Raw genomic sequence first — 14,151 nt, forward strand, 5'->3', positions numbered from 1 at the left:
CGGACTGCTCCAGCAGGCCGTCACGCCCACCCGCCCCGACCTCGCCAAGAAGCACTTCCGTGGCCCCCCCCCCCCCCCCTCCCACCCCCCCCCCCCCCCCCCCCCCCCCCCCCCCCCCGGGGCCCTTCATCACGGGTCAGTCCTCGTACGCGTCCAGCGGCGGGCAGGAACAGACCAGGTTCCGGTCGCCGTAGGCCTGGTCGATGCGGCGCACCGGCGGCCAGTACTTGTCGGCGGCGCTCACCCCGGCGGGGAAGACGGCCTCCTCGCGGTCGTACGCGTGCTCCCACTCCCCGCCGAGCGCGGCGGCGGTGTGCGGGGCGTTGCGGAGCGGGTTGTCGTCCGCGGGCCACTCGCCGGACCCGACCTTCTCGATCTCCGCACGGATCGCGATCATCGTCTCGCAGAACCGGTCGAGTTCGGTCAGGTCCTCGGACTCGGTGGGCTCGATCATCAGCGTGCCGGCCACGGGGAAGGACATCGTCGGCGCGTGGAAGCCGTAGTCGATCAGCCGCTTGGCCACGTCGTCCACGCTGACACCGGTCGCCTTGGTCAGCGGGCGCAGGTCGATGATGCACTCGTGTGCGACCAGCCCGCCGGGGCCGGTGTAGAGCACCGGGTAGTGCGGTTCGAGGCGCTTGGCGATGTAGTTGGCGCTGAGCACGGCCACCTGCGTGGCCCGCTTGAGGCCCTCGCCGCCCATGAGCCGGACGTACGCCCAGGAGATGGGCAGGATGCCCGCCGACCCCCACGGGGCCGCCGAGACGGGTCCGACGCCGGTCTCCGGGCCGGCCTCCGGCTGGAGCGGGTGGTTCGGCAGGTACGGCGCGAGGTGCGCCCGCACGCCGACCGGACCGACGCCGGGGCCGCCGCCGCCGTGCGGGATGCAGAAGGTCTTGTGCAGGTTGAGGTGCGAGACGTCGCCGCCGAAGTGGCCGGGCTTGGCCAGACCCACCAGGGCGTTGAGGTTGGCTCCGTCCACGTACACCTGTCCGCCGGCCTCGTGCACCTCGGCGCAGATGTCGGCGACGTGCTCCTCGAACACACCGTGCGTCGAGGGGTACGTGATCATCAGCACCGCCAGCTGGTCGCGGTACTGCGCCATCTTCGCCCGCAGGTCGTCGACGTCGACCTCGCCGTCGTCGGACGTGCCGACGACGACGACCTTCATGCCGGCCATCACGGCGCTGGCGGCGTTGGTGCCGTGCGCGGAGGACGGGATCAGGCAGATGGTGCGCTGATCGTCACCGTTGGCCCGGTGGTAGCCGCGTACGGCGAGCAGACCGGCCAGCTCGCCCTGCGAGCCGGCGTTGGGCTGGAGGGACACCTTGTCGTAGCCGGTGACCTCGGCCAGACGCTCCTCCAGCTCGTGGATGAGCGTCAGGTAGCCCTGCGCCTGCTCGGCGGGCACGAAGGGGTGCAGCTGCCCGAACTCGGGCCAGGTGACCGGCTCCATCTCGGTGGTCGCGTTGAGCTTCATGGTGCAGGAGCCCAGCGGGATCATGCCGCGGTCCAGCGCGTAGTCGCGGTCGGCGAGGCGGCGCAGATAGCGCAGCATCGCGGTCTCGGAGCGGTGCTGCTGGAAGACGGGGTGCGTCAGGTATTCGTCGTTGCGCAGCAGGGCGTCGGGCAGTGCGTCCCGAACGGCCGCGTCCAGGGCCTCGACGTCGCCCTCGACGCCGAAAGCGCTCCACACGGCGGTCAGCTGCGCCCGGGTGGTGGTTTCGTCGCAGGCGATCGAGACGTGGTCGGCGTCGACAAGACGCAGGTTGACGCCGTTGTCACGGGCGGCGGCGACGATCCCGGCGGCCCGCCCGGCGACGCGCACGGTCAGCGTGTCGAAGTAGGACCCGTGCACGATCTCGGCCCCGCCGGCCCGCAGCCCCTCGGCGAGGACGGTGGCGTACCGGTGCGTGCGCCGGGCGATGATCCTCAGGCCCTCGGGGCCGTGGTACACGGCGTACATCCCTGCCATGACGGCGAGCAGAACCTGGGCCGTGCAGATGTTGCTGGTGGCCTTCTCACGGCGGATGTGCTGCTCACGGGTCTGCAGAGCCAGGCGGTACGCCTTGTGTCCGTCCACGTCGACGGAGACGCCGACGAGCCGCCCGGGCAGGCTGCGTGCCATCTTGTCCTGCACGGCCATGTAACCGGCGTGCGGCCCGCCGAAGCCCATCGGCACGCCGAAGCGCTGGGTGGTGCCGACCGCGATGTCCGCGCCGAGTTCGCCGGGCGACTTCAGCAGGGTGAGGGCGAGCAGGTCGGCGGCGACGGTGACGAGTGCCCCGAGCGCGTGCGCCTGGTCGATCACCGGCTTGATGTCGCGCACCGCGCCGGAGGCGCCCGGGTACTGGATCAGTACGCCGTTGATCTCACGCTCGGCGAGCCCGGCGGGGATGCCGTCGCTCAGGTCGGCGACGACAACGTCGACGCCGGTCGGCTCGGCACGGGTCTCGATCACGGCGATGGTCTGCGGCAGGGCGTCCGCGTCGACCAGGAACAGGCCCTTCTTGTTCTTGCCCATGCGCCGCGACAGTGCCATCGCCTCGGCGGCGGCGGTGCCCTCGTCGAGCAGGGAGGCACCGGAGGTGGGCAGACCGGTGAGCTCGGCCACCACGGTCTGGAAGTTCAGCAGTGCCTCGAGCCGGCCCTGGGAGATCTCCGGCTGGTACGGCGTGTAGGCCGTGTACCACGCGGGGTTCTCCATCACGTTGCGCAGGATGACGGGCGGTGTGAAGGTGCCGTAGTACCCGAGCCCGATCATGGAGCCGAGCACCTGGTTGCGGTCGGCCAGCGAACGCAGCTCGGCCAGCACCTCGGCCTCGCTCCGCGCACCCGGCAGGTCCAGCGCTTCGGCGTTCTTGATCACATCCGGCACGGCGGCGGCCGTCAGCTCGTCGAGCGAGCCGTAGCCGACCTGGGCGAGCATCTTGGCCCGGGCCTCGTGGTCGGGGCCGATGTGGCGCTGCTCGAAGGGGATTCCCCGTTCGAGCTCGGAGAGCGGAGTGCGAGGGGCGGTCATTGAGGAGGCCTCCTGGTCTGACGACCTTCGAGGGGCACCACGGCACAGGTGCCCGGACGGCCTCCCCCTCTGTCATCTCAACCTGAGAGCTTCACCGGAACGCCCGGGGCGGTCCGGCTTTCACCGTCGGTGAGAGCGGAAGCCGTCGACACCCGCCCTGCTTTCCAGAGTGACCTCGTCCGTGCGGTACGTGTGCCTGAGAGATTCCGGGGAGGATTTGCTCCTTCGGCGCCTCCGATGGTGCCTGGAGGACTCTCCCGCACGGGGTCAGCAGCCGATTGCCAGCGTACCAGCGAGGACCGCACCGGGGCTTCGAGTGGCCGCACCGCCGATTGTGCCGTTTCGTGGTGCTTAGGGATGAGTTTGCGACCAGTGGAGGGCCCGTGCAGACCGACATCGATCCGCGCCATCTGATAGGCCGCAAGGCGTTCGACCGCAACGGAACCCGGATCGGCACGGTCGACGAGGTCTACCTCGACGACGCCACAGGCGTACCGGAGTGGGCGGCGATACGCACCGGCCTGTTCAGCAGGGACGCCTTCGTCCCGCTGGAGCCCAGCGAACTGATCGACGGCATCCTCCACGTGCCGTTCGAACGGACTCTGATCAAGGACGCACCCGACTTCGGCGTGGGCCGCCACCTCTCCCCCGAACAGGAGCTCCAGCTCTACCACCACTACGGTCTGGACATCGCCGCGCCTCCCCCGCTCCAGGACCGCGACTTCGGCAAACTCGCGGGCAAGGACAAGCCGGTCTGACCCTCCGGCTCCCCCCGCTCAGCTCTCCGCCCGCGCCCCGCCGGCCGCCGTCCTCTCGTCCTCCCCCGGTCTTCGTGGCACCAGCGGCAGCGGATCCGCCGGTTCCAGGGCCGGGTCGTCGGTGCGGAAGGTCTTCACCCGGCCCGGCTCCGAGTCGGGAGTCTCGAAGCGCACGGTGACCCGGCCCAGCCCGCTGCCCTGCACCCAGCCGTGCCCGTGCGCCGTGTGCCGTACGTCGTGCCCGGCCGGCCAGCGCCGCTCGGGAGGCGTCCGGCTCTCGGACGCGGGCGCGGCTTCGGGGTCCTCTGGGACGGGTTCCTCCTCGTCCACGCCCGCCGCCTGTGCGAACAGGTCCTCCTGCGTGTAGTCGGCCAGTCCGCTGACCCCCACCCCGAGCAGCCGCACACCGCCCGTGGTGTCGACCGAGTCCAGCAACCTCGCCGCGGCCTCCCGCACCACCGCCGGATCGTCCGTGGGTCCGCGCAGCGTCTCCGACCGGGTGAGGGTGGAGAAGTCGTACCTCCGCACCTTGAGGACGATGGTCCGCCCCGACAGTCCCGCTCCCCGCAGTCTGCGCACACACCGGTCGGCGAGCCGCCGGACCTCCAGGGCGACGCGCACCCGCTCGTGGATGTCCACGTCGTAGGTGTCCTCGACCGACACCGACTTGGTCTCCCGGTCGGCCACCACAGGCCGCTCGTCCCGCGCCAGCGCCATCGCGAACAGCGCGTGCCCGTGAGCCCTGCCCAGCAGCCGTACGAGCTCGTCCTCCCCCGCTTGGGCAAGCTCATCGACCGTGTGGATCCCGGCCCGGCGCAGATGATCACCGGTTGCCGGGCCCACGCCGGGCAGGGTCCGTACGGACAGCGGTCCCAGCAGCACCCGCTCCGTGCCCGGCTCGATCAGCACCAGCCCGTCCGGCTTCGCCTGCTCCGACGCGATCTTCGCCAGCATCTTGGAGGCGGCCAGCCCCACCGACCCGGTGAGTCCCGTGACCGCCCGTATGTCCGCGCGGAGCTTCACCCCGGCCAGGCGGGCCGACCCCTCGTCCCAGGCGGTGCCGCCGGCCTCCAGGTCCACGAACGCCTCGTCCAGGCTGAGCGGTTCCACCAGGGGGGACAGGGACCGCAGCAGTCCCATCACGTGCTCGCTGATCGACCGGTACAGGGCGAACCTCGGCACCAGATACGCGGCGTTCGGCGCGAGACGCCGGGCCTGCGCCATGGGCATCGCCGAATGGACGCCGAAGACCCGCGCCTCGTACGAGGCGGTGGCGACCACACCCCGCGGTCCCAGCCCACCCACGACCACGGCTTTCCCGCGCAGACTCGGCTTGGACGCCTGCTCCACCGAGGCGAAGAAGGCATCCATGTCGAGGTGGAGAATCGTGGGTGCGGATCTCACATCTCCGATGCTGCCCCACGCCACTGACATTGCCCTCTCCGGAGGGCCTCGGACTGCCCCAGAAGGCCCAGGACAGTCCTCAGACGGCCCTGTTCCGCCGCCGCGCCAGCTCGTCCATCGGATGGTGGCCGACCAGCGTCTCCCCCGTGTCGATGCGCTCACCGTGCAGCTGGGACAGCGCGCTCTCGACATCCCGCCACACCACGCCCACGGCGATACCGAAGACCCCCTGACCGCCCTGGAGCAGGGCGTGCACCTCGTCGGGCGAGGTGCACTCGTACACCGTGGCCCCATCGCTCATCAGCGTCATGCGCTCCAGGTCGCTGAAGCCACGCTCACGCAGGTGCTGTACGGCGGTGCGGATGTTCTGCAGGGAGACGCCCGTGTCCAGGAACCGCTTGACGATCTTCAGCACGACGACGTCACGGAAGCTGTACAGCCGTTGTGTGCCCGATCCCTGGGCCGGTCGCACGCTCGGCTCGACCAGTCCCGTGCGGGCCCAGTAGTCGAGCTGCCGGTAGGTGATACCGGCGGCGGCGCAGGCCGTGGGCCCCCGGTAGCCGATCTCCTCGGACGCCATGACCGCCGCACCTCCACCGCTCGGCACAGCCGCCGACCGCTGCGAAGCGTGATCGATCGCACCGCCGTGCCCGGGATACCCCCGGCCCGGGCGGAGCCGGGAGCTCTGGGGAGGATACGGCCCGCTCGCCCCGAAACCGGGTTCGGGGGCACCCCCAGCCGTACCGTCGCCGCTGCTTCTCACGCCGACCTCCGTCCTTGACCTGCCTCCCCGACGGTAGGCAGTCACCAAGGGTGCGTCAACGATCGCCACACTCGGCACGCCGAGTGATAATCACCCTAAGAGTGGTTTCCCGTGCCTCGCCGTGGGGAAAGGCTAGCCGAATGCCTGCCCTGCGGGCCATGGCGGCCGACGCGGCTGCGCTCGCCCTCTGCCCTCACTGGTTGCTGCTTCCGAAGTCCTCCGGCGAAATCTGGTCGAGGAACTCGCGGAACTTCTCCACCTCGTCCTCCTGCTCGTCCGGGATCGCGATCCCGGCGTCGTCGAGCACCGTGTCACTGCCGTAGATCGGCGTGCCCGTTCGCAGCGCCAGCGCTATGGCGTCGGAGGGGCGGGCACTCACCTCGACCCCGCTGGCGAAGACCAGCTCCGCGTAGAAGACACCCTCGCGCAGATCGGTGATGCGCACCTCCGTGAGCTCCTGTCCGACGGCTTCCAGCACGTCCTTGAACAGGTCGTGGGTCAGCGGCCGTGCCGGTGCCATGCCCTGCTGGGCGAAGGCGATGGCCGTCGCCTCCCCCGGTCCGATCCAGATGGGGAGGTAGCGGTCGCCGCCCACTTCACGCAACAGCACGATCGGTTGGTTGGAGGGCATCTCGACCCGGACACCTACGACATCGAGCTCGTTCACACAGCAACCCTAGGCCGTGCCCGGGACGTTTGGGTAGTCGGGCAGGGATCGGGTGGCCGATCCACCTCCCCGGACCGTCCACCTCAGGGCAGCCGCACCCCGAGCGCCGACTGCACCAGCGCCGCGTGCAGCTTCACCGCGAGACCGGCCAGCTCCTTCGTGCGCGCTTCGGCGTAGGCCCTGGTCTGCGGGTTCCGGTGGCGCCGCAGCGGAGCGACGACCTGGTCCACCAGACCGGCCTCCCGGTCGGCGGCGGCCTTCATCACCCTGAGGTGACGTGGCTCGATCCCGAACCGCCCCAGCTCGGTGATGAGCCCCGCGAGCGTCACCGCCGCGGCGTCGTACACCCCGTCCGCCACCGGGGCGAGCAGGCCGTACGACTCCCACTCGGCGAGCTCGGGTTCCCCGACGCCGGCGGCGGCCAGCAACTGGCAGCGCCCGATACGGGCCGCCACGGGCTCCTCTGCGGCGGCCTCGTGAACGGCCTCACCGTCACCCGGACAGCTCAGCACCGGCAGCGGGACGGCCTCCCCACGCTCCATGGCCGCCAGGTGCTCCCGGATCACCTTGAGCGGCAGATAGTGGTCGCGCTGCATCCGCAGCACATGACCGAGGCGCTCGACGTCCCCGGCGCTGAACTTGCGGTACCCCGAGGGAGTCCGCTGCGGCTCGATCAGCCCCTCCGACTCCAGGAAACGGATCTTGGAGATGGTGACGCCGGGAAACTCCTCACGCAGCACGTTCAGCACCGCGCCGATGCTCATCAGCCCGGTGTCCGTGGCGGCGGTGCCGTTGTCGGCACCGCCGCTCGGTGTCTGCAGCATGGACCTTCCCTGGGGTCCCCCGGCCGGAACCGGGGCCGTCAGTAGCCCCGCTGGCTCGCGTGGAAGACCAGCCGGTACTTGCCGATCTGCACCTCGTCACCGTTGGACAGGGTGACCTGGTCGATCCGCTCACGGTTGACGTAGGTGCCGTTCAGGCTGCCGACGTCGGCCACCGTGAACGAGCCGTCCGGACCCCGGCGGAACTCCACGTGCCGACGGGAGACCGTGACGTCGTCCAGGAAGATGTCGCTCTGCGGGTGACGCCCGGCCGTGGTCAGGTCGCCGTCCAGCAGGAAGCGGCTGCCCGAGTTCGGGCCGCGGCGCACGACCAGGAGCGCGGACCCCATCGGCAGCGCGTCGACGGCCGCCTGCGCCTCCGGTGAGAGCGTCGGCATCGCCGTCTGGCCGGTGGCCTCGGCGTCGTAGGCCTCGAGACCGGAGATCGAGATCGTGGACGTCGTCTCGGAAGGGCGCTCCGGAGCCACTCCGGGCTTCAGCGGTGCGCCGCAGTTGGAGCAGAAACGGCTGTTCTCCGCGTTGCGGTTACCGCACCTCGTACACACCAGGGCCGACATGGACGGATCCTCCTGCCGCGGCTGCCCACCAGGGGCTTGGGACGCGTACGGGCCGGAATGCCCTGCACCCGTACCTGAGGTCGACGGTTGCCCGAAACCTATGCCGCCCGACTGTGCGGGGTCAACGGACTGCGCGCCCTGACCGACCTGGTCCCGGAACAGCGGACGCTGACCTTCCGCATCAGGCTGTGCGCGATGGCGAGCGGTCGCGTTGGCGCTGTCCTCTCGCCGCGCGCTCTTGCCGAACAACTTCGCAAACAACTTCACGGGCGATTCCCCTTGAACGAAACAGACCCGCCCGTGGGGCAGGACGAACCCTGACTGAACACATTGGCCGACCCGGACATCTTCACAACGTCCGCCTCCGCCAGACAGTTTCCACCACGCACCACCCATTCGGTGCGCCGACCCCCCGCAACCTCATGCCCTGGGCTGACGCCTCCCATGCACCCCGGGTTCACTGGGAGGACGACCGAGCGTAGTCAGGCCGCTCCGCCGCCCGCAAGGCATCCACGACGATCTTGGCGGACCGCTCCACGGTAACGGCGGCCTGTTCCTTCTCGAGAGTCTGCACCACGCCTCCGGGGATGTTGAGCGCCGGCTCGAGGTCCTGCGGCTTGCCGATGACCTTGAAACGATAGGGCGCTGCGATCTTGTTCCCGTCCACGCCGACGCCCGCCCCGGAATCCGTCAGGTAGGTGTTCGCGACCACCCGCACACCGTTCACCTGGATCGCCTCGGCACCGGCCGCGCGCAGCTCCTGGATGGCGTCGAGCAGCATGTTCGCCTCGACCGTCCCCTTCGTGTCCTCGACGGTCACCGTGATCCCGGGCCCCTGCGCGGCCACGGTCCCCGCCAGCACTCCGAGTTGCCGTTCCTTCTCGATCGTCTGCTTCCGGGCCTCTTCGGCCTGGTCGGAACTGTTCTCCAGCTCGTCGCGCTGCTTCTCGAGACCCTGCTTCTCGTCTTCAAGACGTTCTGTGCGGTCATCGAGTTCATCGAGGATGCGCACAAGATCTTCCTGTCGCGCCCCGCGCAGCGCGCTGTCACCGTCGCTGTTGGAGGCCACCTGGACGGCCAGGCCGAAGCCGAGACCGAACAGGAGCAGGGCGACGATGAGTTGGGCCCTGGTCAGCCGCGGTGGCCACACCCCCTTCACGAGCCTCTGCCGCCCGGTCAGCGCGGGCTCGGCCTGCTCCTGCGGATCATCCGTCTCCGCGGTCTCGGGCGGGCTCGCGGGTACCTCCGCGGGAAGCTCCCTGCGCAGGCCGGCCGCGGGCCGGCCCCCGGGAGCGGTCCTGGGCCGGGACACCGTCGGACGCGTGGACTCGTCGCGCTCGTTCTCGTTCATCGGCCTCACGCCCGGAACACATGACGGCGGATCGCCGCGGCGTTGGAGAAGATACGGATACCGAGGACGACCACGACACCGGTGGACAGCTGGGCCCCCACGCCGAGCTTGTCGCCGAGGAACACGATCAGCGCGGCGACGACGACGTTCGACAGGAACGAGACGACGAAGACCTTGTCGTCGAAGATGCCGTCGAGCATGGCCCGCAGCCCTCCGAACACGGCGTCGAGCGCCGCGACGACGGCAATCGGCAGATAGGGCTCGACAACCGCCGGAACCTCGGGCCGGACCAACAGTCCGGCCACAACTCCCACGATCAGGCCCAGTACGGCGATCACGATGTGCCCTTCTCGGTTATCGGCTGTGCGGTACGTACGATCACCCTCGGTGCGGCGGGCAGCCGGACGTCGTCCTCCACGGAGATGGCCGTCCGGATGCCGTAGTTCTCCTGCAGGGCATGCAGGTACAGCCCGTCCGCGCTGTTCTGGAACCGGTCGCTCATCGGCCCGCTGTCCCCCACCGCGAGCACCGTGTACGGCGGCACCAGCGGCTTGTTGTCGACCAGTATCGCGTCTCCCGCGGCCCTGATCGCCGACAGGGCGGTCAATCGCTGTCCGTTGATGGAGACGGCCTCGGCCCCCGATTCCCACAGGCCGTTGACCACGCGCTGCATGTCGCGGTCACGGACCCGCCCGGTGTCGGAGAACCCGGAGGCCGACCGGGCGTCACCGTCACCGCCCACGCCGGCGTCCCTGGCGTCGTCCACGACGAGCCGCACACCGGGTCCGTGCACCGCGGTGGCGCCGGCCAGGATGCCCACCAGCGTGGAGGTGTCGCCTTCGCCGCTGTCCCGGAGCGCCTCGCGCTGGCGTGCGCTCACGTCCGCGCGCAGCTCGTCGACACTGTCTTCGAGCCTGTCCGCGGCCCGGGTCTCCTGATCGATCCGGTCGATCAGCTCCTCGCGCTCCTTGGCAACGACCGGAGCCTCGATCCGGGCCTGCGCGGCACCGACGGTCACGATCAGCGCGGCCAGCACCAGGCCGACGGCGAGACCGAGCTTCGCCCTGAGGGTCTTCGGCATGCCGCCGCCCTCGTCGGACGTCCTCCGCGCGGCGGCCTCGGTGTATCCGTCGTCGAGGCTGTGGTCCATGACGTTGGTGATCAACGACATGGAGGCGTCCGGACGCGCGGGCTGCGCGGGTGTGCTCCGAACGGGGGGTTGCTGCGGCATGCCGCACATCGTCGCATGCCACGGCCACTACCTCCGAAACGGCCCTGCCCGCGTGCCGGACAGAACCCGTTGGGGTACTTGTCCAACACGCGGGCGGTACCGTCCCGGTCTGCCGTCCGGCGTTGTCCGCCTACCTTCCCGCGCTGTCGACGACCGCCGACCACTCGTCGAGCAGGGCCTGCGCGGAGGCGTCGTCGGGGCCCTCGGCCCACAGATGGGTGACCGCCTCGGCGGGGTCGGGCAGCACCATCACCCAGCGACCGTCGGTCTCCACCACGCGCACACCGTCGGTGGTGTCCACGGAGCGGTCTCCGGCGGCCTCGACAACCCGCCGCATCACCAGTCCCTTGACCGCCCACGGGGTCGCCAGATCCCGCTTCAGCACATGCGCCCGCGGGATGCGTGCGTCGATCTGGCTGAGCGTGAGCTGGGTGCGGGCCACCAGCCCGATGAGCCGTACGAAGGCCGCGGTGCCGTCGTAGACACTGCTGAACTCCGGGACGATGAAGCCGCCCTTGCCGTCGCCGCCGAAGATCGTCCTTTCCTCACGGCCCACGCGCGTGAGGTCGTCGGGCGAGGTGGTCGTCCACTCGACCTGCGTACCGTGATACGCCGCCACCTGCTCGGCGATCCGCGTGGTGGTCACCGGCAGCGCGACCCGGCCGCTCCGCCGCTCGGAGGCGATGAGGTCGAGCATGACAAGCAGCGCACGGTCGTCCTCGACGATCCGCCCCTTCTCGTCGACCAGGGACAGCCGCTCGCCGACGGGGTCGAACCGAACGCCGAATGCGGCACCGGAGGACGCGACGATCTCCCCGAGCCGGACCAGCCCCGAGCGCCGTATGTCGGCCGTCTCCGTGGGCCTGGACTCGTCGAGCCCCGGATTGATGGTCAGCGAGTCGACGCCCAGCTTGCCGAGCAGGCTCGGCAGCACGAGGCCGGCACTGCCGTTGGACGCGTCCACGACGACCTTGAGCTCTGATTCCGCGATACCGGTGATGTCGACGTTGCGCAGCAGCGACCCCGTGTACGAGTCGAAGACGCTCGCCGGGAAGTGCAGGTCGCCGATCTCTCCCGGGAAGGCACGCCGGTACTCCTGCCGTGCGAAGACCCGGTCCAGCTTCCGCTGGCTGCCCTGCGAGAGGTCGGCACCCTGACCGTCGAAGAACATGATGTCGACGGAGTCCGGCACTCCGGGCGTGGTCCGGATCATGATGCCGCCGGCACTGCCCCGCGCGGTCTGCTGCCGTGCCACGGGCAGCGGTACGTTCTCCAGATCCCGTACGTCGATGGCGCTGGCCTGCAGTGCGGAGATGACCGCCCGCTTCAGCGCACGGGCGCCTCGGGAGTGGTCACGGGCCGTGGTGACCGTCGAGCCCTTCTTGAGCGTCGTCGCGTACGCGCCGGCCAGCCGCACCGCGAGTTCCGGCGTGATCTCGACGTTCAGGATGCCGGACACTCCGCGGGCCCCGAAGAGATGCGCCTGCCCTCTGGACTCCCAGATGACCGACGTGTTGACGAACGCACCGGCCTCGATGGTCTTGAACGGGTAGACCCGCACATTGCCCTGGACGATCGATTCTTCACCGATCAGGCACTCGTCACCGATGACGGCACCGTCCTCGATCCGCGCGGCCCGCATGATGTCGGTGTTCTTACCGACGACGCAGCCCCGCAGGTTGCTGTGCGGCCCGACGTAGACGTTGTCGTGCACGACGGCCTTGTGCAGGAAGGCACCGCTCTTCACCACGACGTTGGACCCGACGACGGTGTGCTCGCGGATCTCCGCGCCTGCCTCGACCTTGGCGTAGTCGCCGATGTAGAGCGGCCCGCGCAGGACGGCGTCGGGGTGCACCTCGGCGCCCTCGGCCACCCAGACGCCCGGGGAGATCTCGAAGCCGTCGATGTCGACGTCGACCTTGCCCTCGAGGACGTCGGCCTGCGCCTTCCCATAGCTCTCGTGCGTACCGACGTCTTCCCAGTAGCCTTCCGCGACATAGCCGTAGACCGGCTTGCCTTCCTTCATCAGCTGCGGGAAGACATCACCGGACCAGTCGACGGGCACATCGGCCTCGACGTAGTCGAAGACCTCGGGCTCCATGACGTAGATACCGGTGTTGACCGTGTCGGAGAAGACCTGTCCCCAGGTCGGCTTCTCGAGGAAGCGCTCGACCTTGCCTTCCTCGTCCACGATGGTGATGCCGAATTCCAGCGGATTGGGTACGCGGGTCAGGCAGACCGTGACCAGGGCGCCCTTTTCCTTGTGGAAATTGATCAGTTCGGTGAGATCGAAGTCGGTGAGGGCATCGCCGGAGATGACGAGAAAGGCGTCGTCCTTCAGCGCCTCCTCGGCGTTCTTGACGCTCCCGGCGGTACCGAGAGGCTTCTCCTCATTGGCATAGGTGAGCTCCATGCCGAGCTCTTCGCCGTCACCGAAGTAGTTCTTGACGAGCGACGCAAGGAACTGAACGGTCACAACGGTTTCGTTGAGCCCATGCCTTTTGAGCAGCCGCAGGACATGCTCCATGATCGGCCGGTTGGCCACCGGCAGGAGCGGCTTGGGCATGCTTGAGGTCATGGGGCGAAGGCGGGTGCCTTCACCTCCGGCCATCACGACGGCCTTCATGTCGGAAGCGTCCTCCTCGAAGAGACGACGGTCGGACCGACTTCACCCACCAGGATTGTCCCGCACTTTTGCACGGCGGGCCATCGCGCCACGATGCGCGACCCCATTCAGCGAGTTCAATCGGCCACGGCGTCCGCACGGATCAGGCGGCGGACTTGGACCACGTAGAGCACTCCTGCCCACCAATACAGGGTTGTACCCCATCCGGTGAACGCCCAGCCGAAAATGGCAGCGAGTGACGAGATCCAGCCGGTTCCGTCACTGAGCAGGAGCAGTGGGAAGGCGTACATCAGGTTAAACGTGGCCGCCTTCCCCAGGAAGTTCACCTGCGGCGGCGGATAGCCGTGCCGTCTGAGGATGCCCACCATCACCAGGAGGACCAGCTCACGGGCCAGCAGTACGGCGGTCAGCCAGAGCGGCAGGATCTCGCGCCAGGTGAGGCCGACGAGGGTCGAGAGGATGTAGAGCCGGTCAGCGGCCGGGTCGAGCAGCCGGCCGAGGCTGCTGATCTGGTTCCACCGCCGTGCGAGCTTGCCGTCCAGGTAGTCACTGACGCCGCTGAAGGCCAGTACCAGGAGCGCCCACCCGTCGCTCTTCGGGCCCCCGAACTCCGGCCTGAGGATCAACCACAGGAACAGGGGTACGCCAACGAGCCGTGCCATGCTGAGCATGTTCGGGATGGTGAGGACGCGGTCTGTCTGCACCCGCGTCTCCTGGACCTCCACCCGGGATCCTCCTGTGGGGAATTGTGTCGACGATGCTCCCCGACCTTACCTCAACGCAAAAAAGCTCTGACCCTCGGGCGGTATGCCCAAGAGCCAGAGCTCAAAGAGGAGTTCGGCGGCGTCCTACTCTCCCACAGGGTCCCCCCTGCAGTACCATCGGCGCTGTAAGGCTTAGCTTCCGGGTTCGGAATGTAACCGGGCGTTT

12 protein-coding genes, 1 rRNA gene and 1 riboswitch are annotated in these 14,151 nt (G+C 69.3%); of the genes, 1 reads left to right on the forward strand and 12 read right to left on the reverse strand.

The features are described from left to right. Positions 1-136 precede the first annotated feature (136 nt). Complete coding sequence (gene gcvP, locus ACZ5C2_RS36195) at positions 137-3,022, reverse strand: aminomethyl-transferring glycine dehydrogenase (protein ID WP_468800889.1); 2,886 nt, start codon at positions 3,020-3,022, stop codon at positions 137-139. A gap of 174 nt (positions 3,023-3,196) precedes the next feature. Next, positions 3,197-3,292: riboswitch (glycine riboswitch) on the reverse strand. A gap of 113 nt (positions 3,293-3,405) precedes the next feature. On the opposite strand from gcvP, the gene ACZ5C2_RS36200 reads away from it, so the two are divergent. Beyond that, on the forward strand, positions 3,406-3,780 hold the full coding sequence (locus ACZ5C2_RS36200; RefSeq protein WP_468800890.1) for a PRC-barrel domain-containing protein: 375 nt from the start codon (positions 3,406-3,408) through the stop codon (positions 3,778-3,780). Between the two features lie 18 nt (positions 3,781-3,798). Here the strand turns inward: ACZ5C2_RS36200 and ACZ5C2_RS36205 are convergent, their stop codons facing one another. The 11 genes from ACZ5C2_RS36205 to rrf form a co-directional block, all read right to left on the reverse strand. Continuing rightward, the gene (locus tag ACZ5C2_RS36205; RefSeq protein WP_468800892.1) at positions 3,799-5,184 is read right to left on the reverse strand and encodes a DNA polymerase IV; all 1,386 of its coding nucleotides are present in this window, start codon (positions 5,182-5,184) and stop codon (positions 3,799-3,801) included. A 79-nt stretch (positions 5,185-5,263) separates the two neighbouring features. Continuing rightward, positions 5,264-5,947, reverse strand: a complete 684-nt coding sequence (locus ACZ5C2_RS36210) for a MerR family transcriptional regulator (protein WP_468800893.1) — start codon at positions 5,945-5,947, stop codon at positions 5,264-5,266. Positions 5,948-6,140: 193 nt separating this feature from the next. After that, complete coding sequence (locus tag ACZ5C2_RS36215; RefSeq protein WP_030833746.1) at positions 6,141-6,614, reverse strand: bifunctional nuclease family protein; 474 nt, start codon at positions 6,612-6,614, stop codon at positions 6,141-6,143. Between the two features lie 83 nt (positions 6,615-6,697). Next, on the reverse strand, positions 6,698-7,438 hold the full coding sequence (gene ftsR / locus ACZ5C2_RS36220) for a transcriptional regulator FtsR (RefSeq protein ID WP_468800894.1): 741 nt from the start codon (positions 7,436-7,438) through the stop codon (positions 6,698-6,700). 38 nt (positions 7,439-7,476) lie between these two features. Further along, positions 7,477-8,409: an FHA domain-containing protein gene (locus ACZ5C2_RS36225; protein WP_468800895.1), complete on the reverse strand. Its 933-nt coding sequence runs from the start codon at positions 8,407-8,409 to the stop codon at positions 7,477-7,479. Positions 8,410-8,470: 61 nt separating this feature from the next. Then, positions 8,471-9,364 (reverse strand): DUF881 domain-containing protein, encoded by an 894-nt coding sequence (locus tag ACZ5C2_RS36230; RefSeq protein ID WP_468800897.1) that lies wholly within the window; start codon positions 9,362-9,364, stop codon positions 8,471-8,473. Positions 9,365-9,369: 5 nt separating this feature from the next. Further along, complete coding sequence (locus ACZ5C2_RS36235) at positions 9,370-9,702, reverse strand: small basic family protein (protein ID WP_006134295.1); 333 nt, start codon at positions 9,700-9,702, stop codon at positions 9,370-9,372. Continuing rightward, positions 9,699-10,595 (reverse strand): DUF881 domain-containing protein, encoded by an 897-nt coding sequence (locus ACZ5C2_RS36240; protein ID WP_468800899.1) that lies wholly within the window; start codon positions 10,593-10,595, stop codon positions 9,699-9,701. Before ACZ5C2_RS36240 ends, ACZ5C2_RS36235 begins: the two co-directional genes overlap by 4 nt. Positions 10,596-10,725: 130 nt before the next feature. Then, positions 10,726-13,221 carry a sugar phosphate nucleotidyltransferase gene (locus ACZ5C2_RS36245; RefSeq protein ID WP_468800901.1) on the reverse strand — a complete coding sequence of 832 codons (2,496 nt, stop codon included), beginning with the start codon at positions 13,219-13,221 and terminating at the stop codon, positions 10,726-10,728. Between the two features lie 116 nt (positions 13,222-13,337). Further along, positions 13,338-13,946, reverse strand: coding sequence for a CDP-alcohol phosphatidyltransferase family protein (locus ACZ5C2_RS36250; protein WP_468800902.1), 609 nt, complete (start codon positions 13,944-13,946; stop codon positions 13,338-13,340). A gap of 110 nt (positions 13,947-14,056) precedes the next feature. Then, positions 14,057-14,151: ribosomal RNA gene (gene rrf / locus ACZ5C2_RS36255) — 5S ribosomal RNA — on the reverse strand; the annotation flags it as partial.

It is taken from the genome of Streptomyces sp. NPDC031365 (assembly GCF_055569765.1).

Coding starts and splice junctions, on each gene's coding strand:
- ACZ5C2_RS36225 (WP_468800895.1), bottom strand. CDS start 8,409: ATGGGTGGTGCGTGGTGGAAACTGTCTGGCGGAGGCGGACGTTGTGAA.
- ACZ5C2_RS36245 (WP_468800901.1), bottom strand. CDS start 13,221: ATGAAGGCCGTCGTGATGGCCGGAGGTGAAGGCACCCGCCTTCGCCCC.
- ACZ5C2_RS36240 (WP_468800899.1), bottom strand. CDS start 10,595: ATGCCGCAGCAACCCCCCGTTCGGAGCACACCCGCGCAGCCCGCGCGT.
- gcvP (WP_468800889.1), bottom strand. CDS start 3,022: ATGACCGCCCCTCGCACTCCGCTCTCCGAGCTCGAACGGGGAATCCCC.
- ACZ5C2_RS36230 (WP_468800897.1), bottom strand. CDS start 9,364: ATGAACGAGAACGAGCGCGACGAGTCCACGCGTCCGACGGTGTCCCGG.
- ftsR (WP_468800894.1), bottom strand. CDS start 7,438: ATGCTGCAGACACCGAGCGGCGGTGCCGACAACGGCACCGCCGCCACG.